Consider the following 23,666-nt stretch of genomic DNA (forward strand, 5'->3'; position numbering starts at 1 on the left):
GCCGGGAAGGTTCCCGGCGGTGGGCGGACCGGCACCGGGCAGCACCTGTCGGCCGGGACCATCCGCCGGCTGGCCTGCGACGCGCAGATCATCCCGATCGTCCTCGGCGGGCCCTCCGAGGCCCTGGACGTGGGCGCCACCCGGCGATTGTTCACCCCCGCGCAACGCAAGGCCGTCCTGCTACGAGACAAGGGATGCTCCTTCCCAGGGTGCTCCGCTCCCGCGGGGTGGACCGACATCCACCACGTCATCCACTGGATCTTCGGCGGCGCGACAGACCTGTCCAACGCCGCCGCACTCTGCCGGAGACACCACGTCATCGTCCACCGCTACGGCTACACCGCCACCGTCACCCCCACCCAGGTGATCTGGCACGCACCCACCGACCCCACCACACCCCTGGACGACACCTAACCACCACGCCCCCGACCCCGCCACCACCACACGGCAGCGGGGTCACAGGCACGTGCGGGTCTATGGCTCCTGACTCCCGGCCGGGTGGGGCGTTCAGCGCAGGTGGTCGACAGCATTCAGCGTCATGACCTGCCGGTTGTGGACGAAGTCGTCCTCACGCAGGTGGGTGATGCCACCGCTGGTGGAGCGCCTCTTCAGTCCGGGCTGGTATCCCCTCCTCAGCCCGTCACTCCAGGATGGTGTCGGGCGGGCACTGCGGTCCGTCGAGGTGACGATCCCCCTCGAGCGGCAGCAAGGCGGACGCTCGTGCCCTCCCGAGATTCCACTCGAGCCAGTCGGTGTCCCGCTCCTCCTCGGTCACCGGCACGAGCACACACCCGGCAAGGCCGTCGACGATCGCGGGAGTCGCATCGGGACCCAGTGACGCCAGATAGTCCAGGTCGATCTTGCCGGTCTCGTAGTAGCGCTCGATGTTGCGCTGTGCCACCCAGCCCTCGGGGTTCGCGATGCCGAGCACGAGCAGGAAGACCGCGCCGGAGGCCAGGGCCGCCCGTGGCAGCCACGTGCCGGAGAGCCGGATGCCCGCGACCATCACCAGCACGACGAGCAGGCCGAGCCAGAGCTCGAAGGCGTCGACGAGCACCCGGAGGACGGTGTAGCCGTAGGCCTCCTGATAGAGGGACATCCGGTAGAGCGCCGAGCCGACCACGACGAGCGTCAGCAGACAGAGCGTGCCCAGCAGGAGCCGCAGCACCCGCCGCTGACCAGGGGCCTCGCGCGGCGCCTTACGTACGGCGACGGCGATGGTCACGAGGGTGAGCAGGGTCGCGACGACCAGCTGGCCGAAGCCCTGGTGGACGTACTCGGCATACGTCAGGCCGGTGGTCTGCTGCAGGTACTCGTGTCCGCCCCACATCGCCGTCGCCTGGGCGATCAGGAATGCGGCGAAGACCGCGATGACCACCCCGACCGGCACCTGCCATTCCCATGCGCGGGCGACCGGCCGCGCCTGCCCGAGCGAGACCATCTCGACGCGCGGGGGGTTGAGTGCCAGGTAGCACGCCGCCAGCACGATGCCACCGACCACGAACCAGGTGAAAGCGCGCAGGACCAGGGTGTCGGCGATCCGGATGTCGGGCAGTATGTCGCTCACCCAGGTCCCGAAGAGCGCGTCACCCGAGGCGAAGAGCCCGACGAAGACGACGAGCAGCACCAGCGAGAGGGCCGTGGTCCTGAGCACCGGCCACAGCACGGTGTGGCGGCTCGTCGCGGTGAGCGTGCGCCCGAGGAGCGGCAGGCCGCGCAGTCCGCTCAGCACCCAAGACGCGCCGCCGGCGATCATGGCCAGCGGACGACGGGCGTCGGTGAGCGCCGTGGCGACCAGCACACCGGCCGCCATCACCGCCAGCACGGCCACCCATTCGGCGGCGCGCAGCACGACCAGTGCGCCGAGGCAGAAGCACAGCACGGCGCAGACGATCGTCCACGTCCGCGAGCGGTGGACCGACAGCCGGAGGACCAGTGCACCAGCGGCCACGAGCACGAGGAAAGTCCCGAGGCCGAACATGCGGTCGGGCAGGATCAGCGCCCCGAGCAGGCCGATGGCGAGTGAGCCGAACAGCGCAGCGGGAGCCGTGCGCAGGGTGGCCCTCTCCGGCCAGAAGCTCCCGAACATCGAGGCGATCACCGACGTCGTCGACGCGTCCACCGTGGTGGTGGTCGACCCGGGTTGCGTCGTTAAACGAGACTCGGTGGCAGCCACGTCACGCGTGGACGGCGGTGGGGTGGCGGTGGACACGGAGGCCTCCTGAGGAGTGGTGTGGATGGTCGTGTGCGGCTGGGGGTCCGTCGGCAGGACGACCCGGATGCGGGCGCCAACCGAACCCTCCGGGCCACGGATCTCACGCTCAGCGGTCGGGACAGCGGTGATCGTGCCGCCGTGGAGCTCGCACACCCAGCGGGCGATGGCCAGGCCGAGTCCGGTGCCACCGCCGGTGGAGTCACCCGTGCCGAACCGGGCGAACAGCGACTCGGCGCGGTCCGGCGGGATGCCCGGACCCTGGTCGGCCACCTCCAGGGACCACCTACCCTCATCGAGCAGGGCGGCAGCGTGCACCCTGATGACTCCGTCGACCGGGCTGTGGCGGGAGGCGTTGTCGAGCAGGTTGGCCACTACCTGGTGCAGGCGCGCCTCGTCGGCCCGGACCTCCAGCTCCGGTGGCACCACCGAGATCTCGTAGCGGACCGGACGTCCACCGACCTCGGACTCCTCAACGGCGCGGCGCAGGAGGTCGGCCACGGTGACCTCCTCCAGCTGGAGGGGCACCGCTCCCCCGTCGACCCGGCTGACATCCAGCAGGTCCTCGACCAGACCGCTGAGGCGCTCGGACTGGGTGAGCGCGGCCTGCAGGGTCGCGTCGTCCGGGGTCACGACCCCGTCGACGAGGTTCTCGAGCAGGGCGCGCTGGCCGGCCAGCGGCGTGCGCAGCTCGTGCGAGACGGTCGCCACGAGCTGGCGCCGCTGCTGGTCGGCAGTGGCGAGGTCCTGCGCCATGGTGTTGAAGGCGCGACCCAGCTGGCCGACCTCGTCGGCCGACGTGGCGGTGACGCGGGCGCGGTAGTCGCCGCGCGCCATACTGCCGGCGGCGGTGGTCATCTCGCGCAGCGGGGCGGTCATGCCACGAGCCAGCCACTGGGTGACGCCCAGCGCTGCGGCGACGGTGACCGGCAGGGTCAGCCACGCGGGCACCCCGGACCTGTTTCCCACCTGGAGCACAAGGGCAGCAGCGAGGATGCTCAGGGCGACCAGCAGCCCGATCTTGACCTTGATGGAGCCCACCGGGTCGAGCGGGCGATCCGCCGCGAGTGAGTTGCGGTCAGTAGACGGCAAAGTGCTGTCTGTCGCGAGGGAGTTGCGGTCCGGCCGCGGGACCTGATCAGCGTCTGCCATCCCTCATGCCTCCAGCGCGTAGCCGACGCCATGCACCGTGCGGACCCGCTCGGCACCGATCTTGGCGCGCAGCGACTTGACGTGGCTGTCCAGGGTGCGGGTGCCGCGGGCGTCGGCCCAGCCCCACACCCCAGACATGAGGTCCTCACGCGTCTGCACGGCGCCGGGCTCGACGGCGAGCGCCGCCAGCAGGTCGAACTCCAGCGGCGTCAGGTGCACCTCGTCGGCGCCGATCCGCACCCGACGCGCACCGCGGTCCAGGTGCAGGTCGCCGACCGTCAACAGCGCCTCCGGAGTGTTCGCGAGCTCGGCGGCTCGCTCCACCCGGCGCAGCAGTGCCTGCACGCGGGCCACCACCTCACGCATCCGGAACGGCTTGGTGACGTAGTCGTCCGCGCCGACCCCCAGGCCGACCAGGACGTCGGTCTCCTCGACCCGCGCGGTCAGCATCATGACCGGGACTGGCCGCTCCGCCTGGATCCGGCGGCAGACCTCCAGCCCGTCATAGCCGGGGAGCATGACGTCGAGCAGCACCAGGTCCGGGCGGTGCTCGGTGAAGGCCGCGACAGCCCCGGGCCCATCGAAGGCACGGACGACCGCGAAGCCCTCGGCCACCAGGCGGTCCGAGAGCGCCTGGTTGATCGTCGGGTCGTCCTCGACGACGAGCAACGTGTGCTTCGAAGCGGGAGGGTCGAGCCGCTCCCGCGCGGACGTGTCGGTCATGGGATCGAGCCTAGGATCTGGGACCTGTCGCCAGGGGGTGCGACCTGTGAGGGACTTGTGAAGATTCCACCGGGCCACCTCATCCGGGCAGGGCGTCAGCCGCCGTCGGTGACGGTGCCCTCTGCCCGCGCCACGGCCTCGCGCTGCGCCTGGTTGAGATCCTGCGACTGCAGCCACCCGTCGGGCAGCGCCACGACGCGCGAGGACCCGGCCCGGCCCCGCTGGCCCTCGGCGGCGTCACCGGGCCACGGCATACTGCCGTCGAGCCCACCGATCAGGTCGTCCAGCGCAGCCAGGGAGTCGACCAGGGCCAGCTTGTTGCGGAAGGCGCCCCCGACCGGGAAGCCCTTGAAGTACCAGGCGATGTGCTTGCGGATGTCGCGGCAGCCCTTGCCCTCGTCCTGGTGGAAGTCGACGAGATACTCAGCGTGCCGGCGCAGGGTGGCACCGACCTCGCCGAGGGTCGGGGTGATCCGCAGGTCGGATCCCGCGAAGGCTGCTGCCAGGTCGGCGAACAGCCACGGTCGCCCGAGGCACCCGCGACCGACGACGACACCGTCGCAGCCGGTCTCCTCGACCATCCGGAGAGCGTCCTCCGCCGACCAGATGTCGCCATTGCCCAGCACCGGGACGGAGGTGACCGTGCGCTTGAGCTCGGCGATCCGGGACCAGTCGGCCTGGCCGGAGTAGGCCTGGCTCGCGGTGCGGGCGTGCAGCGCGACGGCCGCGGCACCCTCGCCCTCGGCGATCCTCCCGGCCTCGAGATAGGTGATGTGGTCCGCGTCGATCCCGACCCGCATCTTCACGGTGACGGGCACGTCATACGGCGCGGCGGCGCGCACCGCGGCGGAGACGACCCCACGGAACAGCTCGGTCTTCCACGGCAGGGCCGCACCGCCGCCCTTGCGCGTGACCTTGGGGACCGGGCAGCCGAAGTTGAGGTCGATGTGGTCGGTGCGGTCCTCGGAGACCAGCATGTCGACGGCGCGGCCGACGGTGGCCGGATCCACGCCGTAGAGCTGGATGGAGCGCGGCGCCTCCTCCGGGTCGTGCTCGATGAGCTTCATCGAGACCGGGGTCCGCTCCACGAGGGCCCGGGAGGTGATCATCTCGCTGACGTAGAGGGAGGTCGCCCCGCTGGCCGGCTGGCCCGCGGCGCCTGCCTCGCGGCAGAGCCGACGGAACGCCCGGTTGGTGATCCCGGCCATCGGCGCCAGGACCACCGGCGAGTCGATGGTGTGGCGCCCGATCTGCAGGGGCGGCAGCACGCGCCGCCCCGGCTCGGGGGCAGCGGTCTCGGGCAGCGTCGTGGTCGAGGTGGCACTCATGTCGGCACTGATTCTCCCACCGATGCCGTGGCTGACCTGAATCCGCGCGGCAACGCCCCGGCGCCGGGAGGGCACCGGGGCGTCTCGCGTGGGTCGGGTCAGGCGGTCTGGCGCTCGTGCCGGCCCTCGCCGATCTCCTCAACCAGCTTGGCGTTGAAAGCCGGCAGATCGTCCGGGGTCCGGCTGCTGACCAGGCCCTGGTCGACCACGACCTCCTCGTCCACCCACTCGGCACCGGCGTTGCGCAGGTCCGTCTTCAGACTGGGGTATGACGTGAGCGTGCGTCCGCGGACCACGTCCGCGTCGGTGAGGATCCAGCCGCCGTGGCAGATCACACCGACCGGCTTGCCGGCCTCGAAGAACGCCCTCGTGAAGGCGACCGCATCGTCGTCCATCCGCAGCTTGTCGCCGTTGACGACTCCGCCCGGAAGCATGAGGGCGTCGAACTGGCCAGCGTCGGCGTCCGCCACCTGCTGGTCGACGCTCGCCTCGTGTCCCTTCTTGCCGGTCAACGCGCCGGACTCGGGCGACACCAGGACGGCCTCGGCGCCCGCCTGCGTCACCGCGTCCCACGGCGAGGTCAACTCACTGTCCTCGAAGCCGTTCGTGAGCAGGAACGCGACCTTCTTGCCGTCGAGCGCAGCCATGATCTCTCCTTCTGGTTCGGGGTTGCTGGGTCACCTCCCACCATAGGTCGGATGTGCCGGACGAGCACTCCCAATGCCAACGTCTCGTCGCGCGGAGGGTGGACCGAACGGGGGCGGCGGCCAAGTCTTTCGCGATAGCGTCACCCAGACTGTCACCCACGTCGGGTTACACTGGACGGCATGTCGACCCAGGTCTCTCTTCGACTCAACGACGAGCTCGTCGCGCGTATCGACGAGCTCGTCCGGTCAGGCGCTGCCCGCAGCCGGGCCGAGATCGTCGAGTCCGCGCTCGAGCGAGAGCTCCGCCGCCGTCTCTATGAACGTGATGCCGAGATCTATCGCACCAGCGACTCCGATCCCGACCTGGATGCGCTCAACGCATGGATGCAGACCCGTCGCAGCTTCCCCGGCCTCGGCTGATGCGACCGATCCACGCGGTGCGACTCGACAAGGTCCGGCCAGCGCTCGTCCTCACCCGGGCCGAGGTGCGTCAGGCGCGGACGTCAGTCACCATCGCCGCGATCACCTCCGCGCGCCGGGGCCTCTCGGTCGAGCTCCCTGTCGGCCCTGCCAACGGTCTGGACCACGAGTCCGTCGTCAACCTCGACACGATCTACACGATTTCGGTCGACGATCTCGGCCCACAGATCGGCTCCCTACGCGAGGATCAGGAGCCCGCACTGGCCGCTGCCGTCTTCCATGCCTTCGGTCTGGAATGGTGACCCTGCACCCCCAGCCCCGTCGGCAGAGCCGTCCTACGTCCGCACCCTCACGTCGGCGCGCTCGGGCGTCCGGTCGGCCCCGAACAGCACACGCTCCTGGGCGGCCCACCGGTCCCAGTGCGGGGCGAAGGTTTCCCCGTCGCGCTCGATGCCCCGCTGGTGACGCACCTGCTCGTCGGCGTCGACCCAGACCCGCAGCGCGGCATACTCCCCCGCGCGCCCCACGCTGCTGCCGCACCCCTCGAGCACCAGCAGGTCGGTCGCCGGGAGCGTGGCGGTCCTCCCCCAGTCCCCGCGGGACCAGTCCCAGACCCGGTATGTCGTGTGCTCGCCTCGGCTCAGCGGCTCCAGCACCTGGTCGGTCACCAGGTCGACCGCGGCGGCGAGGCCGTCCCACCCGGGGCAGAAGTCGTCCATGTGCAGGACCGGGCAGCTCAGGTCGTGCGCGACGGCCTCGGCGAGCGTCGTCTTCCCCGACCCGCTGGGTCCGTCGATGGCGACGACCGTCGTGGAGCCCCCGGTGCTCGCGCTCCGAGCGGCGGCCACGATGCGGCCGACCGCGTCCTCGTCCACCGGGGCGTCGTCGACGACCGGGCCCTCCCGGTGCCGGTCCTGCAGGTCGAGGGCGACCCCGACCAGGCTCGCGCAGGGCAGGGTCGCCAGGTCGGCGAGGGGCACCCAGCGGACATCGTCGGTCGAACCGTCCGTCTCGGGACGCAGGTCACCGTCCGCGACCTCGGCGGAGTAGACCAGCTGCACCAGCATCATCGGCCGGTCCGTGTCCCTGGCCCGGTCTGGCGTCGCGATCATCGTCGTGCCGGTGCCGAGAAACCCGGTAAGACGCACGGCGTACCCGCTCTCCTCCGCCACCTCGCGGACCGCAGCCTGCTCGCACGTCTCGTGCGGTTCAAGTCCCCCGCCGGGGAGCATCCAGCACGGCCGGATGTGCCGCCCGTCGGCGCGGGTGTAGCCACCCCAGTGCACCAGCAGGACGTGTTCGTCCCGCTCGATCCACGCATAGCAGCCGACCCTCGTGTCGAAGTCCACCGACCAACCGTAGGTGAGAGCGAGCGACTGTGTCAGGCGACCCCCGCGTGCCACAACACGGTCGTGCGACCCCTGCCTGCGAGCTCGGTCAGCGCAACTGGTTGCCCAGGAGCTGCTCGAAGGGCGTCAGGGAGTCCTCCGAGATGCGGTCGACCTTGCCCACCTCGTCGACCGCGGGGGCGGTGAAGCCGGGGACCGACCCGGAGGTCGACACCAGCAGTGCACCCAACTCGCTAGCCGCCCGGGCGATGCGGCGATCCAGGCCGTCCTCGCCGTCGCGGCCGCCGTTGGAACCGAAGTCCTCGGTCGCCGCGAAGACGCCGGTGGGCACCACGACGGCGCGCAAGTAGGTGAACAGCGGCCGCAGGGCGTGGTCCAGCACCAGCGAGTGGCGCGGGGTGCCCGCGGTCGCCGCGATCAATACCGGCTTGCCGGTCAGCACATCCGGGTCAAGCAGGTCGATGAAGGACTTGAACAGACCGGAGTAGGAAGTAGTGAAGACCGGGGTGACCGCGACCACGGCGTCGGCGGACGAGACGGCGCTGAGCGCCTGCCGCAGGGCCGACGGTGGCATGCCGGAGACCAGATGGTCGGCGATCTCCCGGGCCAGGCCGCGCAGCTCGACGACCTCCACCTCGAGACTCTCGCCCCGGGCGGTGACCTCTCGCTGCACGGCACCGCTGATGCGGTCGGCGAGGATGCGGGTGGAGGACGGCACACTCAGTCCGGCCGAGATGACGACGAGCTTGCGAGCCATCAGTTGCTCCCTGCCTCGACGCGGCCGCGCGGGCCCATCGCGGCGTTGGCGTGGTCGTCGCCGGCCTCGATGAGGCTGGTGTGGGTGGGCGGGTCGGACGGGACGTCAGCCGGGCGACGGGCCTCGAACTCCTTGCGGAGCACCGGCACGACCTCGGACCCGAGGATCTCGATCTGCTCCAGCACCGTCTCCACCGGCAGGCCGGCGTGGTCCATGAGGAACATCTGGCGCTGGTAGTCGCCGACCGCGTCGGCGAAGCCGAGGGTGCGCTCGATGACCTGCTGGGGGCTGCCCACGGTCAGCGGCGTGGCCCGGGTGAACTCCTCCAGGCTCGGTCCGTGACCGTAGACGGGCGCGACGTCGAAGTAGGGGCGGAACTGCTTCACGGCCTCCTGGCTGTTCTTGGCCATGAACACCTGGCCGCCGAGGCCGACGATCGCCTGGTCGGCGCGGCCGTGGCCGTAGTGCTCGTAGCGGCGGCGGTAGAGGTCCACCATCCGTGCCGTGTGGTCCATCGTCCAGAAGATGTTGTTGTGGAAGAAGCCGTCGCCGTAGTAGGCGGCCTGCTCGGCGATCTCCGGGGACCGGATCGAGCCGTGCCAGACGAACGGCGGGACGCCGTCCAGCGGACGCGGCGTGGAGGTGAAGCCCTGCAGCGGGGTGCGGAACTTGCCCTCCCAGTCCACGACGTCCTCGCGCCACAGGCGGCGCAGCAGGTGGTAGTTCTCCACCGCGAGCGCGATGCCGTTGCGAATGTCCTGCCCGAACCAGGGGTAGACCGGGCCGGTATTGCCGCGGCCCATCATCAGGTCGACGCGGCCACCGGACAGGTGCTGCAGCATCGCGTAGTCCTCGGCGATCTTCACCGGGTCGTTGGTGGTGATCAGCGTGGTCGCGGTCGAGAGCTGCAGGGTCGTGGTCTGCGCGGCGATGTAGCCCAGGAAGGTCGTCGGCGAGGAGGCGAAGAACGGCGGGTTGTGGTGCTCGCCGGTCGCGAAGACGTCGAGCCCGACCTCCTCGGTCTTGAGCGCGATCCTGACCAGGTCCTGGATCCGCTGCCCCTCGGTGGGGGCGCGGCCCGTCGTCGGGTCGGTCGTGATGTCACTGACGCTGAAGATCCCGAACTGCATGACTGCGTTCCTTCCGCTGAACCGACCCTGTGCCGGCGAATTGATTGAATGCTCAACCTTCATAACGGAGGGCGGCCTCGATCCATTCCCCGGTCCTGGCACGGTCCTGCGCTCGGGCGCAACCTGCTCGTGGCGTTCATGCCGGGCCAGCCGCGCGCCTGGTCGCACGCCGGCCCGGGCTCCTCGTCAGTCGATCTTCAGCTCGCCCATCTCGTCCCAGCCGTCACCCTCGACCTGCCGCGAGACGATCTTGGGCGTCGCTGTGAGGTACTGCGGGAAGTCCCGCTGCATCTGGGCGAAGTGCTCGGACTGCACGTGCGGGCCGGCGCCGTCGTCGTCGAAGGCCTCGACGAGGACGTACTCGTTGGGGTCCTTGAGGCTGCGCGACCACTCGAACCACTTGTTGCCAGGCTCGGCCTCGGTCGCCTCGGTGTAGGCACGGACGAGCTCCGGCCACTGCTCGGCAAACTCCGGCTTGACGGGGAACTTGACGACGATGAAGTACATGACGGTCCTCTCGGTCGGGAATCGGTCCTGCCACCATCCAAGCCGCCCCTGCACCGCGGTGCGCGCGCGGTCCGGCGCTAGGATTCGCCATGACCACCTCACTGGCGATCTCGACCGCCACGCGCGACGACCTGGATACCATGGTCGAGTGGGCGGCGGCGGAGGGCTGGAACCCTGGCCTGGACGACGCCGGCGCCTTCTTCGCCGCCGACCCGGAGGGCTTCCTGGTCGGGCGCATCGACGGTGAACCCATCGGCTGCATCTCCGTCGTCGGCTACCCGCCCGCCTTCGGCTTCCTGGGGTTCTACATCGTCACCCCCCAGCACCGTGGCCAGGGGCACGGCCTGGCGCTCTGGCGGGCCGGCATGGAGCGCCTGCGCGGGCGGATCGTCGGCCTCGACGGGGTGGTCGACCAGCAGCCCAACTACCGCAGGTCCGGCTTCGTCCTGGCGCACCGCAACATCCGGTTCGGCGGTGCGGTGCGCGTCCCCGCGCCGCAGGACGGCCGACTGCGAGATCTCACCGCGGAGCTCGTCGAGGCCGTGCTGCAGTATGACGCGGGGTTCTTCCCCGCGGACCGCTCCTCCTTCGTGCGTGGCTGGCTGACGCCGGAACGGCGTCGTGCGCTCGTGCTCGTGGAGGACGGAGAGGTCCGGGGCTACGGCGTCGTGCGGACCTGCCGTCAGGGCGCGAAGATCGGGCCCCTGTTCGCCGACACCGACGAGGGAGCCGACCTGCTCTTCCGCTCCCTGGCGGCCCGGGCACCGGGCGAGGTCTTCCTGGACTGCCCCGAACCCAACGCTGCCGCGACGAACCTCGCCACGACATACTGCCTCTCACCCGTCTTCGAGACGGCCCGGATGTATCGCGGGCCGGCCCCGGAGCTTCCGCTGTCGCGCACCTACGGCATCACGACCTTCGAGCTCGGCTGACCGGAGCCGCCCAGTTCGCCCGGCCGTTCCTGAGCCGTCGCCCCGGCCCTGGGCTCAGCAGCCCACCAGTCGCTGCGCCAGGTAGCCCTCGACCTTGTCCAGGGAGACCCGCTCCTGGCTCATCGAGTCCCGCTCCCGGACGGTCACCGCGTCGTCCTCCAGTGTGTCGAAGTCGACGGTGAGGCAGAACGGGGTGCCGATCTCGTCCTGGCGGCGGTAGCGGCGGCCGATCGCTCCGGCGTCGTCGAAGTCGACCATCCAGTTCCTGCGCAGCTGGGCGGCCAGGTCCCGGGCCTTCGGCGTCAGGTCGGCGTTGCGGGACAGCGGCAGCACCGCCGCCTTGATCGGGGACAGGCGCGGGTCCAGGCGCAGCACGGTGCGCTTGTCCACGCCCCCCTTGGTGTTGGGCGCCTCGTCCTCGGAGTAGGCGTCGACCAGGAAGGTCATCAGCGAGCGGCCCAGGCCGGCCGCCGGCTCGATGACGTAGGGGGTGTAGCGCTCGCCCGTGGTCTGGTCGAAGTAGGTCAGGTCCGCCCCCGAGTGCTCGCTGTGGGTCTTGAGGTCGAAGTCGGTGCGGTTGGCGATGCCCTCCAGCTCGCCCCACTCGGAGCCGGCGAAGTTGAAGCGGTACTCGATGTCGACGGTGCGCTCGGAGTAGTGCGAGAGCTTCTCCTGCGGGTGCTCGTAGTGCCGCAGGTTGTCCCGCTTGATGCCGAGGTCGACATACCAGTTGGTGCGCTCGTCGATCCAGTACTGGTGCCACTCCCTGGCGGTGGAGGGCTCGACGAAGAACTCCATCTCCATCTGCTCGAACTCGCGGGTGCGGAAGATGAAGTTGCCCGGGGTGATCTCGTTGCGGAAGCTCTTGCCCGTCTGAGCGATGCCGAACGGCGGCTTCTTGCGGGCGGCGCCCATCACGTTGGCGAAGTTGATGAAGATGCCCTGGGCCGTCTCCGGGCGGAGGTAGTGCAGGCCGGTCTCGTCCTCGATGACGCCCAGGTAGGTCTTGAGCATCATGTTGAACTCGCGCGGCGTGGTCCAGGCACCCTTGGTGCCACAGTTGGGGCAGTTGACGTCAGCCAGGTCGACGTCGTCGGGGTTGACCTCCTGACCCTTCTTCGCCGCCTTGTCGGCCACGGCCTCCTGCAGGTGGTCGGCACGGAAGCGCTTGTGGCAGGACTGGCACTCGGTGAGCGGGTCGGAGAACGCCCCGACGTGGCCGGAGGCCACCCAGGTCTGGGTGGGCAGGATCACCGAGGAGTCCAGGCCCACCACGTCGTCACGGGTCTGCACGACCGAGCGCCACCACTGCCGCTTGATGTTGTCCTTCAGCGCCACGCCGAGCGGCCCGTAGTCCCAGGCCGACCGGGTGCCGCCATAGATCTCGCCGCACGGGAAGACGAACCCGCGGCGCTTGCAGAGACTGACGACGGTATCGACGGTAGAGGTGGGTGCCATGGCGCCGAGTTTAGGCGGTCCGCCGGTTAGGCTCGGACCGTGTCCAACCCGATCCACTCCGCCGACCCCCACTACCACTCGACCGGCGCCCGCGCGGCGATCGAGCGAGCGAGCCTGCCGACGCTCCGCCAGCTGGCCAAGCTCCCCACCTGGCTGCCCATGCTCGTCATGGCCGCGCTCATCCTCGTGGGGGCCTTCCTCGGTGGCGTCGTAGGGGCGGTCCTGGTCGGCGTCGCACTGCTCGCCCTGCTCTGGCTGCTCTACCTGAGCTGGCCCCACCTGACCCCGTCGCTGCGGATGATGCGCATCGCGGTCCTGGTGCTGCTGCTCGCGATCGTCGTGACCCAGTTCGTCTCGCCCTGACCAATTTTCGTAGCGGTTTTGCGGTCCGTGAGCAATTTTCGTAGTGGTTTTGCCGCTGGACTGCGCGGTTCTGTCGCTGGACTGCGGGCAGACTTGACAATGATTCTCATCGCAAGTGAGAATCATTGTCATGACCCGACCGACCCTCGCCGTGAGCGGCGCGCTGGCGACCGCACTGTTGCTGACCGCGTGCGGCAGCGACGGCGCGAGCGCAGGAGACGACGGTCGCCTGTCCGTGGTGACCGGCTTCTACCCCCTGGAGTATGCCGCGGAGCGCGTCGTCGGTGATGTCCCGGGCGTGACGGTCGAGACGCTGACCTCGCCGGGCACTGACGCCCACGACCTCGAGCTGAGCCCGCGGCAGGTCGGCGCGGTCCAGGACGCCGACCTGGTGATCTTCTCCGCGGGCATGCAGGCGGCGGTTGACGCCGCCGTCGCCGAGCAGGCACCGGACCGCAGTCTCGACGTGACGTCGGTCGTGGCGCTGGCGGAGACAGGCGACGACCACGAGGACCACGGGGACCACGACCACGAGGATCACGACGGGCACGACCACGAGGGGCACGACCACGAGGGCCACGACCACGACGGGCACGACCACGGCCCGCTGGACCCACACTTCTGGCTGGACCCCGAGCGCTACGCCGCCGCCGGCGCCGCCATCGCCGAGGAGCTGGCCGCCATCGACCCGGTCAACGCGGAGGACTACCTCGCCAACGCCGAGGCCTTCAGCCAGGACCTGGACGAGCTCGACGCCGAGTTCCGCGAGGGTCTCGCATCCTGCGAGCACGACACCATGGTGACCACCCACGAGGCGTTCGGCTACCTGGCCGACCGCTACGGCCTGCACCAGGTCGGCATCACCGGCATCACTCCCGAGGCCGAGGCCTCGCCGGCCCGGATGGCCGAGATCACCCGCGAGGTCGAGGCTCTCGCCGTCCCCGCGATCTACGCCCAGAGCACCCTCGGCGGCGACCTCGCGGAGGTCATCGGCCGCGAGACCGGCACGCAGGTCCTCGTCCTCGACCCGATCGAGGGACTGACGGACGCGTCGGCCGGCAACGACTACTTTCAGGTGATGCGCGCCAATCTCGAGGCCCTGCGACAGGGCCAGGTGTGCTCGTGACCGGCCCGGCAGCGGCCAGCGCCGCCCACCCAGCGGCCGTGCGGCTCGACCACGCCTCCTTCGGTTACGCCGGCCGTCCGTTCACCGAGGGCGTCACGCTGACCATCGCCCCCGGCGAGGTGGTGGCCCTGCTCGGCCCCAACGGCTCCGGCAAGTCCACCCTGGTGCGCGGCCTGCTCGGGCTGAACGACCACGTGGCCGGCCGGGTCGAGGTGCTCGGCACTCCCCTGGCGAGCCTCGCCGACCGCAGCCGGCTCGGCTACGTGCCCCAGCGGCATACTCTCTCGGCCTCGGTGCGCTCCACGGTGCGCGAGGTGATCGCCACCGGTCAGCTGGCCGGACGCCCCTGGTGGCGGCGGTCCACGGCCGCGGACCGCGCGACGGTCGTGAGGGCCGCGGAGACGGTCGGGCTGGCCGACCGGCTCGACGCCGACGTCGCCACGCTCTCCGGGGGGCAGCAGCGGCGCGTGCTCATCGCCCGCGCCCTGGCCGCCCGCCCCGAGGTCCTGATCATGGACGAGCCGACGGCCGGGGTCGACGCCGCCAACCAGGACGTCCTCGCCGCCGTGCTGCGCCGGCTCGCCGGGATGGGCGTCACCATGCTGGTGGTCACCCACGAGCTGGCGGCGCTGCGGGGCATCGTGGACCGGATCATCGAGATGGATGCCGGGCACGTCGCCTTCGACGGCACCCCGAGGCAGTATGCCGAGCACCGAGCCGCCATCTCGCGCGCCGCTGACGCGGGGCACGGTGACCATCACGGCTATGACCACCACGGCTACGACCACGAGGACGGGTCCGAGGGGGGCCTGCTCAGCGGAGCCGGTCCGATGGACGGACCTGTGGAGGAGGCGACGCCCTGATGCTGGAGATCCTCACCTACGACTTCATGCGTTATGCCCTGCTGGCCGCGCTGCTGGTGGGTGCCGTGGCACCCCTGGTCGGCATCTTCCTCGTGCAACGCCGACTGTCCCTCATCGGGGACGGTCTCGGGCACGTGGCGCTGGCCGGCGTGGCCGTCGGCCTCCTGATGGACGGGCAGCCGATCGTCACCGCACTGATCGCGGCCGTCCTCGCCGGGGTCGCTGTCGAGGTGATCCGGGCGCGCGGCCGCACCAGCGGTGACATCGCCCTGGCCGTCATGTTCTACGGCGGCATCGCGGCCGGTGTGGTCATCATCAACCGGGTCGACGGCAGCCAGAGCTCCAACCTCACCGGGTATCTGTTCGGTGCCATCACCACCACCTCGCCCGGCGACCTGGTCGTCTTCGCCGTGCTGTCCCTGGTGATCGTCGCGGTCACGGTCGTGCTGCGCCAGCGGCTGTTCCTCGCGGCGGGAGACGAGGAGTATGCCCGGGCCAGCGGCCTGCCCGTCATGGCCCTCAACATCACCCTGTCGGTGCTCACCGCCGTGACCGTCGTGGTGTCCATGCGGGTGGTCGGCCTGCTGCTGATCAGCGCCCTGATGATCGTGCCCAACGCCGCGGCCCAGCAGGTGGCCCGCAGCTTCCGCTCGGCAACGCTGTGGGCGGTGCTGTTCGGCGTGCTGTCCTCGGTCGGCGGCGTGATCACCTCCTTCTACGCCGACACCGCCGCCGGCGGCACGATCGTGCTCCTGGCGATCGCCCTCTTCCTGGTCGTCGCTGCCGTCGGTGCCCTGATCGCCGCACTCACCGCACGCAGGCACCGCATCGCCGAGCGGCACCCGCACGAGCACGGACCGGACTGCGGTCACGAGGCCGTGCCGCACGGTGACCACGTCGACTACCTCCACGGCGGCCACCGGCACGCCCCGCACGGAGCCCACTACGACGAGCACGCCGACCCCACGACATACTCTGGGAGCAGTGATCCCGCTGACCAGGAGCAGGTGACTCGATGACCTCCCCGACCCGGCGCCGCCCGACCCGGCAGCAGGCGGCGGTGACCGCCGCCCTGGCGGACGGCCAGGACTTCAGCTCAGCCCAGGAGCTGCACGCCCGGCTCCGCGCCGCCGGGGAGACGGTCGGGCTCGCGACGGTCTACCGCACCCTGACCGGCATGGCCGAGTCCGGCGAGGTCGACGTGCTGCGCACCGACGACGGTGAGGCCGTCTACCGGATGTGCAGCACCGGTCACCACCACCACCTGGTCTGCCGCGAGTGTGGCCGGGCCGTGGAGATCGAGGGTCCTTCCGCCGTCGAGCGGTGGACCGACCAGGTGGCCGAGAAGCACGGCTTCACGCAGGTCTCGCACACCCTGGAGATCTTCGGCACCTGCGCCGACTGCGCACGAGGCTGACCGCCGACATTACGTTTCAGTAACGAGTCCTCGCACCACCCTCACAGAGGCTGCTCGGAGCACTACATTCAGCACACCTCGGCCGACCCCTGCGGCCGGTGCCGTCAAGGGAGCAACGATGCTCGGAGTGCACAACCTCGAGGTGGTCTACGAGGACGTGATGCTCGCTGTTCGGGGTGCCAGCCTGTCCGTGGGACGCGACCGCATCGTGGCTCTCCTGGGCGCCAACGGCGCCGGCAAGACCAGCCTGCTGCGTGCCATGACCGGGTTGCTCGACGTGCACCGGGGCAAGATCACCCGGGGCGAGGTCACGGTCGAGGGTCGCCCGCTCGACACCGGCAGCGCCTCCTCGGTGGTCCGTGCCGGCGTCGGCCAGGTGATGGAGGGGCGCCGGGTCTTCGTCGAGTTCACGGTCGAGGAGAACCTCCGGGTCGGTGGGCACACGGCCGGGGCCAGGGGTATGCAGGAGAAGTTCGACCGGATCTACGGCATGTTCCCGGTGCTCGCCGACCGCCGGAACACGATGGCCGGCTACCTGTCCGGCGGCGAGCAGCAGATGCTGGCCATCGGGCGAGCCATGATGTCCGACCCGGACTACCTGCTCCTGGACGAGCCCAGTCTCGGACTGGCCCCCAAGATGGTCGAGCGGATCCGCGACCTCATCGTTGAGATCAACCAGTCCGGCACGGGCATCCTGCTCATCGAGCAGAACGCCGCCATGGCCCTGTCCATCGCCCACCACGGCTACGTCATGGAGAACGGGATCACCGTGATGGATGCCCCGGCCGAGAAGCTGCGGGCGGACGAGGACATCCAGGAGTTCTACCTCGGCATCGGGGCCGAGAGCACCTCGCTGCGCGACGTGAAGCACTACAAGCGCCGCAAGAGGTGGCTGTCGTGAGCGCTCCCCTCCTGCGTGCCGAAGGCGTCAGCCTCCGGTTCGGCGGCAACGTCGCGCTTGACGACGTCAGCTTCGAGGTCCGCCCCGGCGAGCTGTTCGCCATCATCGGCCCGAACGGCGCCGGCAAGACCTCGACCTTCAACTGCATCTCCGGTGTCTACCGCCCCCAGGCCGGCGAGATCACCTTCCGGGAGGAGTCCGTGCTCGGACAGCGTCCCGACCGGATCGCCTCCCGCGGCATCGCCCGCACCTTCCAGAACATCGAGCTGTTCGACAACCTGACCGTGCTGGAGAACCTGCTGCTGGGTCGGCACCACGTGATGAGGGCACCCTGGTGGAAGGCGATGGCCTGGCTGCCGGGCACCAGCCGGGAGGAGTATGCCGCGCGCCTGGAGATCGAGTACCTCATCGAGTTCCTCGACCTCACTGCTGTCCGCCGCCACCCCGTCGGGATCCTCCCCTACGGCATCAAGAAGCGGATCGAGCTCGGCCGGGCCCTGGCGATGCAGCCGGAGCTGCTGCTGCTCGACGAGCCGGTGGCGGGCATGAACGCCGAGGAGACCGAGGACATGGCCCGGTTCATCCTCGACATCCGCAGCGAGCTCGGGCTGGCGATGATCATGGTCGAGCACGACATGCGGCTGGTGATGGATCTCGCCGACCGGGTGATGGTGATCGACTTCGGGCGGCGCATCGCCCTCGGCACGCCGCAGGAGGTCCAGCGCGACCCGGCCGTCATCGCGGCCTACCTCGGTGGTGCCACCGACGACGTCCTGGAGTCGGTCCGGGAGGAGCTGTCGTGACCGAGGTCCAGCACCTGAGCCGGCAGCTGCGCGCCGCGGCGGCCGAGTCCCCGGACGCGGTCGCGCTCCGGGAGAAGCGCTACGGGCTCTGGCGGGACATCACCTGGGCTGACTACCTGCACAACACCGAGGCCATCGCCTTCGGGCTGGCGGCCCTGGGGGTCGGCGTCGGGGACCGCGTGGCCATCCAGTCCGAGAACCGGCCGGAGTGGCTGTATGCCGACCTGGCCGCCACCATGCTGCGTGCCGTGAGCGTCGGCTTCTACCCCACCAACCCGGTCGCCGAGATCCGCTACCTGCTCAGCGACTCCGGCGCCCGCGTCCTCGTCTCCGAGGACCAGGAGCAGGTCGACAAGGCGCTGGAGCTGATCGACGAGGTCGACACCCTCGAGTGGGTCGTCTATGTCGACGGCCGCGGCCTTGCCGACTACTCCCACGAGCGGCTGCTCTCCATCGACCAGCTCATCGAGAAGGGGCAGGCGCTGCGCGACCAGGACCCGGACGTGCTGACCCGGATCGACGGGGACCGCACCCCGGAGGACCTCGTCACGGTCATCTACACCTCGGGGACGACCGGCCCGCCGAAGGGGGCCATGCTCAACGCCCGCAACGTGGACTTCGGTGCCGCGACCTTCGCCCGGGCGCCCGGCATGTTCGGTGACCAGGGCCTGCGGCAGAGCGACGTGCTGGTCTCCTACCTGCCGCTCTCGCACGTCGTGGAGCGTGCGATCAGCACGTGGGGCGGGGTGCGCAACCGCAGCCTGGTCCACTTCGCCGAGTCGATCGACACGGTCGTCAGCGACCTGGCGGAGGTGCAACCCACGGTGCTCTTCGCCGTCCCGCGCATCTGGGAGAAGATCCAGGCGACGGTGTCCATCAAGATGGCCAACGCCTCCTGGGCCAAGCGCCAGGTCTTCGCCGTCGGCAACGCGCTCGGCACCCGGGCGGCCCGGCAGCAGCTGGCGGACGGACGCCCCAACGTGTTCTCCAGGGTCCTCTTCTTCCTCTCCTGGGTCCTCGTGCACCGCAAGGTGCGCCGGCACCTGGGCCTGGCCAAGGTGCGCCACGCGCTCTCGGGGGCCGCCCCCATCTCGCCGCAGGTGCTGGAGTTCTTCCTCAGCATGGGCGTGCTCATCCACGAGGCCTACGGCATGACCGAGAACACGGCCGTCGCGACCTGCAGCTATCCGGGCCGGGTGCGCTTCGGCACGGTGGGCCAGGCCCAGCCCGACATCGAGCTCGTGCTGGCCGAGGGCACCCACGAGGTGCTGACCCGGCACCCGGGCACCTTCGTGGGCTACTGGGGCAAGCCTGAGGCGACCGCGGAGGTCGTGGACGCCGACGGCTGGCTGCACACCGGCGACGTCGGCGAGTGGGTGGACGGGGACTACCTCAAGATCGTGGACCGCATCAAGGACATCATCATCACCGCCGGAGGCAAGAACATCTCCCCCAGCGAGCTCGAGAACGCGATGAAGGCCTCCCCCTACATCCGCGAGGCGGTCGTCATCGGGGACCAGCGCCCCTACCTCACCGCACTCATCGGGATCGAGTACGACACGGTGGCCGACTGGGCCTCGCGCGAGCGCATCGAGTACACCACCTACAAGGACCTCGCCACCCGGCCCGAGACCGTCGACCTGATCTCCGGGGTGATCCGCCAGGTCAACACCCAGGTCGCCAGGGTCGAGTCGGTGCGCAAGTTCCGCATGCTCCACAAGGAGCTGGACCACGAGGACGGCGAGCTGACCGCGACCCAGAAGCTGAAGCGCACGGCCTTCGCAGCGACCGTCCCCCACCTGGTCGACGACATGTACGCCAACGCCACCGAGCACGCCGGCGCCGACCTGGGCAGGAGCGGCTGATGGGCAACCTGGTCACCGCGGTGCTGGCGGGTCTGGGCGACGGCGCCGTCTACGCACTCATCGCGGTCAGCTTCGTGATCATCTTCCGGGCGACGGGCGTCCTCAACTTCGCCCAGCCGGGTCTACTCATCCTGGGCACCTTCTTCACCTCGGTGCTGGCCGTGGACCAGGGTCTCCCGTTCTGGGTCGCGGTCGCGCTGGCGATGCTGATCGTCGCGGTCATCTCGATGGGGATCGAGCGGGTGGCCATCCGACCGATGATCGGTCGACCGGTGTTCTCCACCGCGCTGGTCACCGTCGGCCTGTTCATCATGTTGTTGATCCTGGCCTTCCGGCTGTTCGCCGCCCGCGCCCGCACCATCAACGACCCCTGGCAGCTCGACCAGTGGTGCCTGGTCCAGGGCGAGGGGTCGTGCACCGTCGCCTTCTACCAGCACCACGCGGGCAAGATCGTCGTCGTGGCCGTGGTCCTGGCGGTGCTCGGGCTCTGGCTCAGCAGGTCCCGCACGGGCCTGGCGATGCGGGCCACCTCCCTCGACCAGGAGGCCGCCCTGGCGCAGGGCATCAACGTCGGGCGGATGTTCTCGCTGGCCTGGGGCATCGGCGGGGCACTGGCGGCGCTCGCCGGCATCCTCCTGGCCGCCAACGGCTCGGTCGTGCAGGCAAACGACGCGCTCTTCGCGCTGGTGGCCCTGCCCGCCCTAATCCTCGGCGGGATCGACTCGCTCCGCGGTGCGCTGGTCGGCGGGCTGGTGATGGGCATCGTCTCCGCCCTCGCGCGGACCTACCAACCGGTCCACGCCCCCTGGCTCGGCCCCAACTTCGAGAACGTCGCGCCCTACCTGGTGATGATCCTGGTGCTCCTGATCCGGCCCTACGGCCTGTTCGGCACCAAGGAGGTGCAGCGAGTATGACGACCAGCACCCCAGAGCGCGAGACCCCCGGCACGCCAGAGCGCGAGACGCCCGGCACGCCGGCCCGCGAGACGACCGACTCGGCCACCTCCCGGCTGACGGGCCAGTCCCGGTCGCTGCTGGCCGGTCCGGACCGCGGCAGGGTCAATCGCAACGCCCTTCGTGGGCGTCCCCGGCTCTACACCAGCTATGCCGGGGACTCCGCGCTGCTGAACACCCCGGCGAAGCGGTGGTGGACGCTCGCCGTCATACTCCTCGCCCTGGTCCTGCCGTTCTGGCTCACCCGCGACCTGAGCCACCTGCTCTCGGTGGCGATGGTGATGGCCATCGCGGGGATCGGGCTCAACCTGCTGACCGGCTACGCCGGGCAGATCTCCCTGGGCCACCCGTTCTTCATGGCCCTCGGCGCCTACACCGGAGCCGTGGTGGCCGGTGAGCCGGGCTCCATCGTCATCGGCTGGGAGCTCGACCTCGGGATCGCCCTCGTCCTCGCAGCAGTGGTCCCCGGCCTGGTCGGCCTCGTCGTGGCGCCGCTGGCCACCCGGGTGCGCGGGCTCTACCTCGCCGTGCTCACGCTCGGTCTCCTCATGCTCGGGGAGCAGGTCTTCAAGCAGTGGGCGAGCGTCACGGGTGGGTCGGGGGTGGGCCGTGCCGGTGCGCTCCCGGTCCTCTTCGGCAACGACCTCGAGCAGACGTATGCCGTGGGGCCGCTGCTCATCGAGCCGCACGTCTCCCTGTACCTGCTCTGCCTCGTCCTGCTCGTCGCGCTGGCCGTCGCCGCCCGCAACCTGGCCCGCAGCCGCACCGGACGGGCGTTCGCGGCGGTCCGCGACCGCGACATCGCCGCGGAGATCATGGGCGTCAACCTGCTGCGGACCAAGACCCTGGCGTTCGTGCTCTCCAGCGCCTACGCCGGCGTCGCGGGCTGCCTCTACGCCATCCTGATCGGGCGGGTGGCACCAGAGCAGTGGAACATCCTGTTCGCCATCAACCTCCTGGCGATCGTGGTCATCGGCGGCGTGGCCACGATCAGCGGCACCCTCATCGGCGCGGCCTTCGTCGTGCTGCTGCCGCGGCTGCTGGAGTGGCTCGCGCCGTGGCTGCCGTTCGTGTCCACCGGCAGCGGTGGCCTGATCACGATCTTCCAGCTCGAGTCGATCCTGTTCGGAGCACTCATCGTGCTCTTCCTCATCCTGGAGCCGCGGGGCCTGTTCGGCCTGTGGCACCGGATCCGCACGTACTTCACAACCTGGCCCTTCAGCTATTGATCCGCCCAACCCCGCACAAAGGAGTGCTCAACATGTCCCAGCGCACCACCCCACGACGGTTGCTCGCCGCAGTCGCGGCGACCGGCCTGATCCTCAGCGCCTGCACAGCGGTCGAGGAGGACCCCGAAACCACCGAGGAGGAGGCCCCGGCCCCCGAGGAGTCCGACGAGACGGACGCCCCCGCGGGCGAGGAGGCCGACGACACCGAGGCCCCGGAGGCCGGCGGCGAGGTCCAGATCGGTGACGGTGTCACCGAGGAGGCCTGCCCGGAGGCGGTCAACCCCGACAACGGCTGCATCTACCTCGGTGTCCTCTCCGACCTCACCGAGGGTCCCTTCGCGGCGTTGGCGGTGCCGATCACCGACGCACAGCGGGCCTACTGGGCCCAGGTCAACGAGGCCGGTGGCATCGCCGGCTTCGACGTGGACATCGACACCTACACCCGCGACACCAAGTACCAGCCGGCCGAGCACGCCGCGGCCTACCAGCAGATCGAGCCCAACATCCTGGCGATCGCCCAGAGCCTGGGCACGGTCAACACCGAGTCGGTGCTGGACGACATGGACGCCAACGACATCGTCGCGGTGCCCGCGTCCTGGTGGTCCGGTTACGCCTTCTCCGCGAACGACCACGGTCTGATCATGGAGACCGGCTACTCCTACTGCATCGAGGCGATGGTGGGCCTGGACTGGTTCAGCGAGAACCACGGCGAGGTCTCCTCGGTCGCCGCCGTCGGGTACCCCGGTGACTACGGTGGCGACTCCGCCGCCGGGGCCCAGCTGTGGGCCGAGGCCAACGGCGTGGACGACGTCACCGTCATCCCGACCGGTCCGAACCAGGTGACCGGTGGGCAGGACGCCGTCGTGTCCGCCGTCATGGCGGCCGAGCCGGACGTCGTGCTGCTGGCCGTCGGACCGGCCGAGAACGCCGAGATCGTCGGCAAGCTGGCCGGCGGCGGGTTCACCGGGCGTTTCCTGGGCTCGCTGCCCACCTGGAACCCGGCCCTGCTGGACAGCGCCGCCGCACCGGCCCTGGTCGGCCTCTACAACCACCTCGCGCCGACCGAGCAGTGGGACGGCACCAGTGCCGGCACCGAGGCGATGAAGGCCTCGCTGAACGGTGAGCTGCCCCCCAACGGCGGTTACATCATCGGTTGGGTCATGAGCTACCCGATGCACGCCCTGCTGGAGAAGGCCGCCGAGGGTGGCGACCTGACCAGGGCGGGGCTGCGGGCCGCGATGGACGGGCTGGAGGTTGACTTCGACGGCATGGCTGAGGCGATCACTTACGGCGGTGAGGGCGCGGACGTGGCGGTCAGCGGTCTGATCGTGGGCACGCCCAACGCCGAGGCTCCGCTCGGCATCGAGACGAGCAACGAGTTCTTCCACGGGCCGACCTTCGACCAGGTGGACTACGCGCAGGCCTGCTCCGCCAGCAGCTGAGGCAGCGCACCCCCGTTACCTCGACACGGGACGCCCGTCACGGTCACCGGCCGTGGCGGGCGTCCGCGTGTGACGGTGCGGCCCTGGGT

The 23,666-nt window shown here is 70.3% G+C and carries 24 protein-coding genes; 15 read left to right on the forward strand and 9 right to left on the reverse strand.

Annotation, left to right across the window (positions count from 1 at the left end):
• The coding region (locus MWU75_RS03220; RefSeq protein WP_247088132.1) for an HNH endonuclease signature motif containing protein at nt 1-414 on the forward strand (414 nt) is incomplete at its 5' end.
• 226 nt (nt 415-640) lie between these two features.
• Here the strand turns inward: MWU75_RS03220 and MWU75_RS03225 are convergent.
• The 4 genes from MWU75_RS03225 to MWU75_RS03240 form a co-directional block, all read right to left on the reverse strand.
• A complete protein-coding gene (locus MWU75_RS03225) occupies nt 641-3,364 on the reverse strand; it encodes a DUF4153 domain-containing protein (protein ID WP_247088133.1) in 2,724 nt (907 codons plus the stop codon).
• A gap of 3 nt (nt 3,365-3,367) precedes the next feature.
• Nucleotides 3,368-4,087: a response regulator transcription factor gene (locus MWU75_RS03230; protein ID WP_247088134.1), complete on the reverse strand. Its 720-nt coding sequence runs from the start codon at nt 4,085-4,087 to the stop codon at nt 3,368-3,370.
• Nucleotides 4,088-4,182: 95 nt separating this feature from the next.
• On the reverse strand, nt 4,183-5,415 hold the full coding sequence (dusB, locus tag MWU75_RS03235; protein ID WP_247088135.1) for a tRNA dihydrouridine synthase DusB: 1,233 nt from the start codon (nt 5,413-5,415) through the stop codon (nt 4,183-4,185).
• Between the two features lie 98 nt (nt 5,416-5,513).
• Complete coding sequence (locus MWU75_RS03240; protein ID WP_247088136.1) at nt 5,514-6,062, reverse strand: type 1 glutamine amidotransferase domain-containing protein; 549 nt, start codon at nt 6,060-6,062, stop codon at nt 5,514-5,516.
• 180 nt (nt 6,063-6,242) lie between these two features.
• Here MWU75_RS03240 and MWU75_RS03245 point away from each other — a divergent pair, with 180 nt between their 5' ends.
• A complete protein-coding gene (locus MWU75_RS03245; protein ID WP_281496789.1) occupies nt 6,243-6,482 on the forward strand; it encodes a ribbon-helix-helix domain-containing protein in 240 nt (79 codons plus the stop codon).
• Nucleotides 6,482-6,784, forward strand: coding sequence for a type II toxin-antitoxin system PemK/MazF family toxin (locus MWU75_RS03250; RefSeq protein ID WP_247088137.1), 303 nt, complete (start codon nt 6,482-6,484; stop codon nt 6,782-6,784). Before MWU75_RS03245 ends, MWU75_RS03250 begins: the two co-directional genes overlap by 1 nt.
• A 33-nt stretch (nt 6,785-6,817) precedes the next feature.
• On the opposite strand, the gene MWU75_RS03255 is transcribed toward MWU75_RS03250, so the two are convergent.
• The 4 genes from MWU75_RS03255 to MWU75_RS03270 form a co-directional block, all read right to left on the reverse strand.
• The gene (locus MWU75_RS03255; RefSeq protein ID WP_247088138.1) at nt 6,818-7,831 is read right to left on the reverse strand and encodes an NUDIX domain-containing protein; all 1,014 of its coding nucleotides are present in this window, start codon (nt 7,829-7,831) and stop codon (nt 6,818-6,820) included.
• A gap of 88 nt (nt 7,832-7,919) precedes the next feature.
• Entirely contained in the window at nt 7,920-8,588 is a 669-nt protein-coding gene (locus tag MWU75_RS03260) for an FMN reductase (protein ID WP_247088139.1), read from the reverse strand.
• Entirely contained in the window at nt 8,588-9,718 is a 1,131-nt protein-coding gene (locus MWU75_RS03265; protein WP_247088140.1) for an LLM class flavin-dependent oxidoreductase, read from the reverse strand. Before MWU75_RS03265 ends, MWU75_RS03260 begins: the two co-directional genes overlap by 1 nt.
• A gap of 186 nt (nt 9,719-9,904) precedes the next feature.
• Complete coding sequence (locus tag MWU75_RS03270; protein WP_247088141.1) at nt 9,905-10,225, reverse strand: putative quinol monooxygenase; 321 nt, start codon at nt 10,223-10,225, stop codon at nt 9,905-9,907.
• Between the two features lie 89 nt (nt 10,226-10,314).
• On the opposite strand from MWU75_RS03270, the gene MWU75_RS03275 reads away from it, so the two are divergent.
• Nucleotides 10,315-11,157 carry a GNAT family N-acetyltransferase gene (locus MWU75_RS03275; protein ID WP_247088142.1) on the forward strand — a complete coding sequence of 281 codons (843 nt, stop codon included), beginning with the start codon at nt 10,315-10,317 and terminating at the stop codon, nt 11,155-11,157.
• A 54-nt stretch (nt 11,158-11,211) separates the two neighbouring features.
• Here MWU75_RS03275 and MWU75_RS03280 read toward each other — a convergent pair whose 3' ends face one another.
• Nucleotides 11,212-12,615 (reverse strand): glycine--tRNA ligase, encoded by a 1,404-nt coding sequence (locus tag MWU75_RS03280; RefSeq protein ID WP_247088143.1) that lies wholly within the window; start codon nt 12,613-12,615, stop codon nt 11,212-11,214.
• 39 nt (nt 12,616-12,654) lie between these two features.
• Here MWU75_RS03280 and MWU75_RS03285 point away from each other — a divergent pair, with 39 nt between their 5' ends.
• The 11 genes from MWU75_RS03285 (at nt 12,655) to MWU75_RS03335 (ending at nt 23,577) form a co-directional block, all read left to right on the forward strand.
• Nucleotides 12,655-12,978 carry a DUF6703 family protein gene (locus tag MWU75_RS03285; RefSeq protein ID WP_247088144.1) on the forward strand — a complete coding sequence of 108 codons (324 nt, stop codon included), beginning with the start codon at nt 12,655-12,657 and terminating at the stop codon, nt 12,976-12,978.
• 130 nt (nt 12,979-13,108) lie between these two features.
• Nucleotides 13,109-14,104, forward strand: a complete 996-nt coding sequence (locus tag MWU75_RS03290) for a metal ABC transporter substrate-binding protein (protein ID WP_247088146.1) — start codon at nt 13,109-13,111, stop codon at nt 14,102-14,104.
• A complete protein-coding gene (locus MWU75_RS03295) occupies nt 14,101-14,967 on the forward strand; it encodes a metal ABC transporter ATP-binding protein (protein WP_247088148.1) in 867 nt (288 codons plus the stop codon). Before MWU75_RS03290 ends, MWU75_RS03295 begins: the two co-directional genes overlap by 4 nt.
• Nucleotides 14,967-15,986 (forward strand): metal ABC transporter permease, encoded by a 1,020-nt coding sequence (locus tag MWU75_RS03300; RefSeq protein WP_247088149.1) that lies wholly within the window; start codon nt 14,967-14,969, stop codon nt 15,984-15,986. Before MWU75_RS03295 ends, MWU75_RS03300 begins: the two co-directional genes overlap by 1 nt.
• Nucleotides 15,983-16,384 carry a Fur family transcriptional regulator gene (locus MWU75_RS03305; protein ID WP_247088151.1) on the forward strand — a complete coding sequence of 134 codons (402 nt, stop codon included), beginning with the start codon at nt 15,983-15,985 and terminating at the stop codon, nt 16,382-16,384. Before MWU75_RS03300 ends, MWU75_RS03305 begins: the two co-directional genes overlap by 4 nt.
• 118 nt (nt 16,385-16,502) lie before the next feature.
• Nucleotides 16,503-17,285, forward strand: coding sequence for an ABC transporter ATP-binding protein (locus tag MWU75_RS03310; RefSeq protein ID WP_247088153.1), 783 nt, complete (start codon nt 16,503-16,505; stop codon nt 17,283-17,285).
• The gene (locus MWU75_RS03315) at nt 17,282-18,088 is read left to right on the forward strand and encodes an ABC transporter ATP-binding protein (RefSeq protein ID WP_247088155.1); all 807 of its coding nucleotides are present in this window, start codon (nt 17,282-17,284) and stop codon (nt 18,086-18,088) included. Before MWU75_RS03310 ends, MWU75_RS03315 begins: the two co-directional genes overlap by 4 nt.
• Entirely contained in the window at nt 18,085-19,953 is a 1,869-nt protein-coding gene (locus MWU75_RS03320) for an AMP-binding protein (RefSeq protein ID WP_247088157.1), read from the forward strand. Before MWU75_RS03315 ends, MWU75_RS03320 begins: the two co-directional genes overlap by 4 nt.
• Complete coding sequence (locus MWU75_RS03325) at nt 19,953-20,867, forward strand: branched-chain amino acid ABC transporter permease (protein ID WP_247088158.1); 915 nt, start codon at nt 19,953-19,955, stop codon at nt 20,865-20,867. The genes MWU75_RS03320 and MWU75_RS03325 overlap by 1 nt, the downstream gene beginning before the upstream one ends.
• Nucleotides 20,864-22,135 carry a branched-chain amino acid ABC transporter permease gene (locus tag MWU75_RS03330; protein WP_247088160.1) on the forward strand — a complete coding sequence of 424 codons (1,272 nt, stop codon included), beginning with the start codon at nt 20,864-20,866 and terminating at the stop codon, nt 22,133-22,135. The genes MWU75_RS03325 and MWU75_RS03330 overlap by 4 nt, the downstream gene beginning before the upstream one ends.
• A 32-nt stretch (nt 22,136-22,167) precedes the next feature.
• Complete coding sequence (locus tag MWU75_RS03335) at nt 22,168-23,577, forward strand: ABC transporter substrate-binding protein (protein ID WP_247088162.1); 1,410 nt, start codon at nt 22,168-22,170, stop codon at nt 23,575-23,577.
• Nucleotides 23,578-23,666: the final 89 nt, after the last annotated feature.

The organism is Ornithinimicrobium sp. F0845 (assembly GCF_023015765.1).
Taxonomy (GTDB): Bacteria; Actinomycetota; Actinomycetes; order Actinomycetales; family Dermatophilaceae; genus Ornithinicoccus.

Bases quoted from the DNA above. Each gene is read 5' to 3' on its own strand.
- MWU75_RS03225 (WP_247088133.1), bottom strand. From the start codon at position 3,364: ATGGCAGACGCTGATCAGGTCCCGCGGCCGGACCGCAACTCCCTCGCG.
- MWU75_RS03230 (WP_247088134.1), bottom strand. From the start codon at position 4,087: ATGACCGACACGTCCGCGCGGGAGCGGCTCGACCCTCCCGCTTCGAAG.
- dusB (WP_247088135.1), bottom strand. From the start codon at position 5,415: ATGAGTGCCACCTCGACCACGACGCTGCCCGAGACCGCTGCCCCCGAG.
- MWU75_RS03240 (WP_247088136.1), bottom strand. From the start codon at position 6,062: ATGGCTGCGCTCGACGGCAAGAAGGTCGCGTTCCTGCTCACGAACGGC.
- MWU75_RS03245 (WP_281496789.1), top strand. From the start codon at position 6,243: ATGTCGACCCAGGTCTCTCTTCGACTCAACGACGAGCTCGTCGCGCGT.
- MWU75_RS03250 (WP_247088137.1), top strand. From the start codon at position 6,482: ATGCGACCGATCCACGCGGTGCGACTCGACAAGGTCCGGCCAGCGCTC.
- MWU75_RS03260 (WP_247088139.1), bottom strand. From the start codon at position 8,588: ATGGCTCGCAAGCTCGTCGTCATCTCGGCCGGACTGAGTGTGCCGTCC.
- MWU75_RS03265 (WP_247088140.1), bottom strand. From the start codon at position 9,718: ATGCAGTTCGGGATCTTCAGCGTCAGTGACATCACGACCGACCCGACG.
- MWU75_RS03270 (WP_247088141.1), bottom strand. From the start codon at position 10,225: ATGTACTTCATCGTCGTCAAGTTCCCCGTCAAGCCGGAGTTTGCCGAG.
- MWU75_RS03275 (WP_247088142.1), top strand. From the start codon at position 10,315: ATGACCACCTCACTGGCGATCTCGACCGCCACGCGCGACGACCTGGAT.
- MWU75_RS03280 (WP_247088143.1), bottom strand. From the start codon at position 12,615: ATGGCACCCACCTCTACCGTCGATACCGTCGTCAGTCTCTGCAAGCGC.
- MWU75_RS03290 (WP_247088146.1), top strand. From the start codon at position 13,109: ATGACCCGACCGACCCTCGCCGTGAGCGGCGCGCTGGCGACCGCACTG.
- MWU75_RS03300 (WP_247088149.1), top strand. From the start codon at position 14,967: ATGCTGGAGATCCTCACCTACGACTTCATGCGTTATGCCCTGCTGGCC.
- MWU75_RS03305 (WP_247088151.1), top strand. From the start codon at position 15,983: ATGACCTCCCCGACCCGGCGCCGCCCGACCCGGCAGCAGGCGGCGGTG.
- MWU75_RS03310 (WP_247088153.1), top strand. From the start codon at position 16,503: ATGCTCGGAGTGCACAACCTCGAGGTGGTCTACGAGGACGTGATGCTC.
- MWU75_RS03325 (WP_247088158.1), top strand. From the start codon at position 19,953: ATGGGCAACCTGGTCACCGCGGTGCTGGCGGGTCTGGGCGACGGCGCC.
- MWU75_RS03330 (WP_247088160.1), top strand. From the start codon at position 20,864: ATGACGACCAGCACCCCAGAGCGCGAGACCCCCGGCACGCCAGAGCGC.
- MWU75_RS03335 (WP_247088162.1), top strand. From the start codon at position 22,168: ATGTCCCAGCGCACCACCCCACGACGGTTGCTCGCCGCAGTCGCGGCG.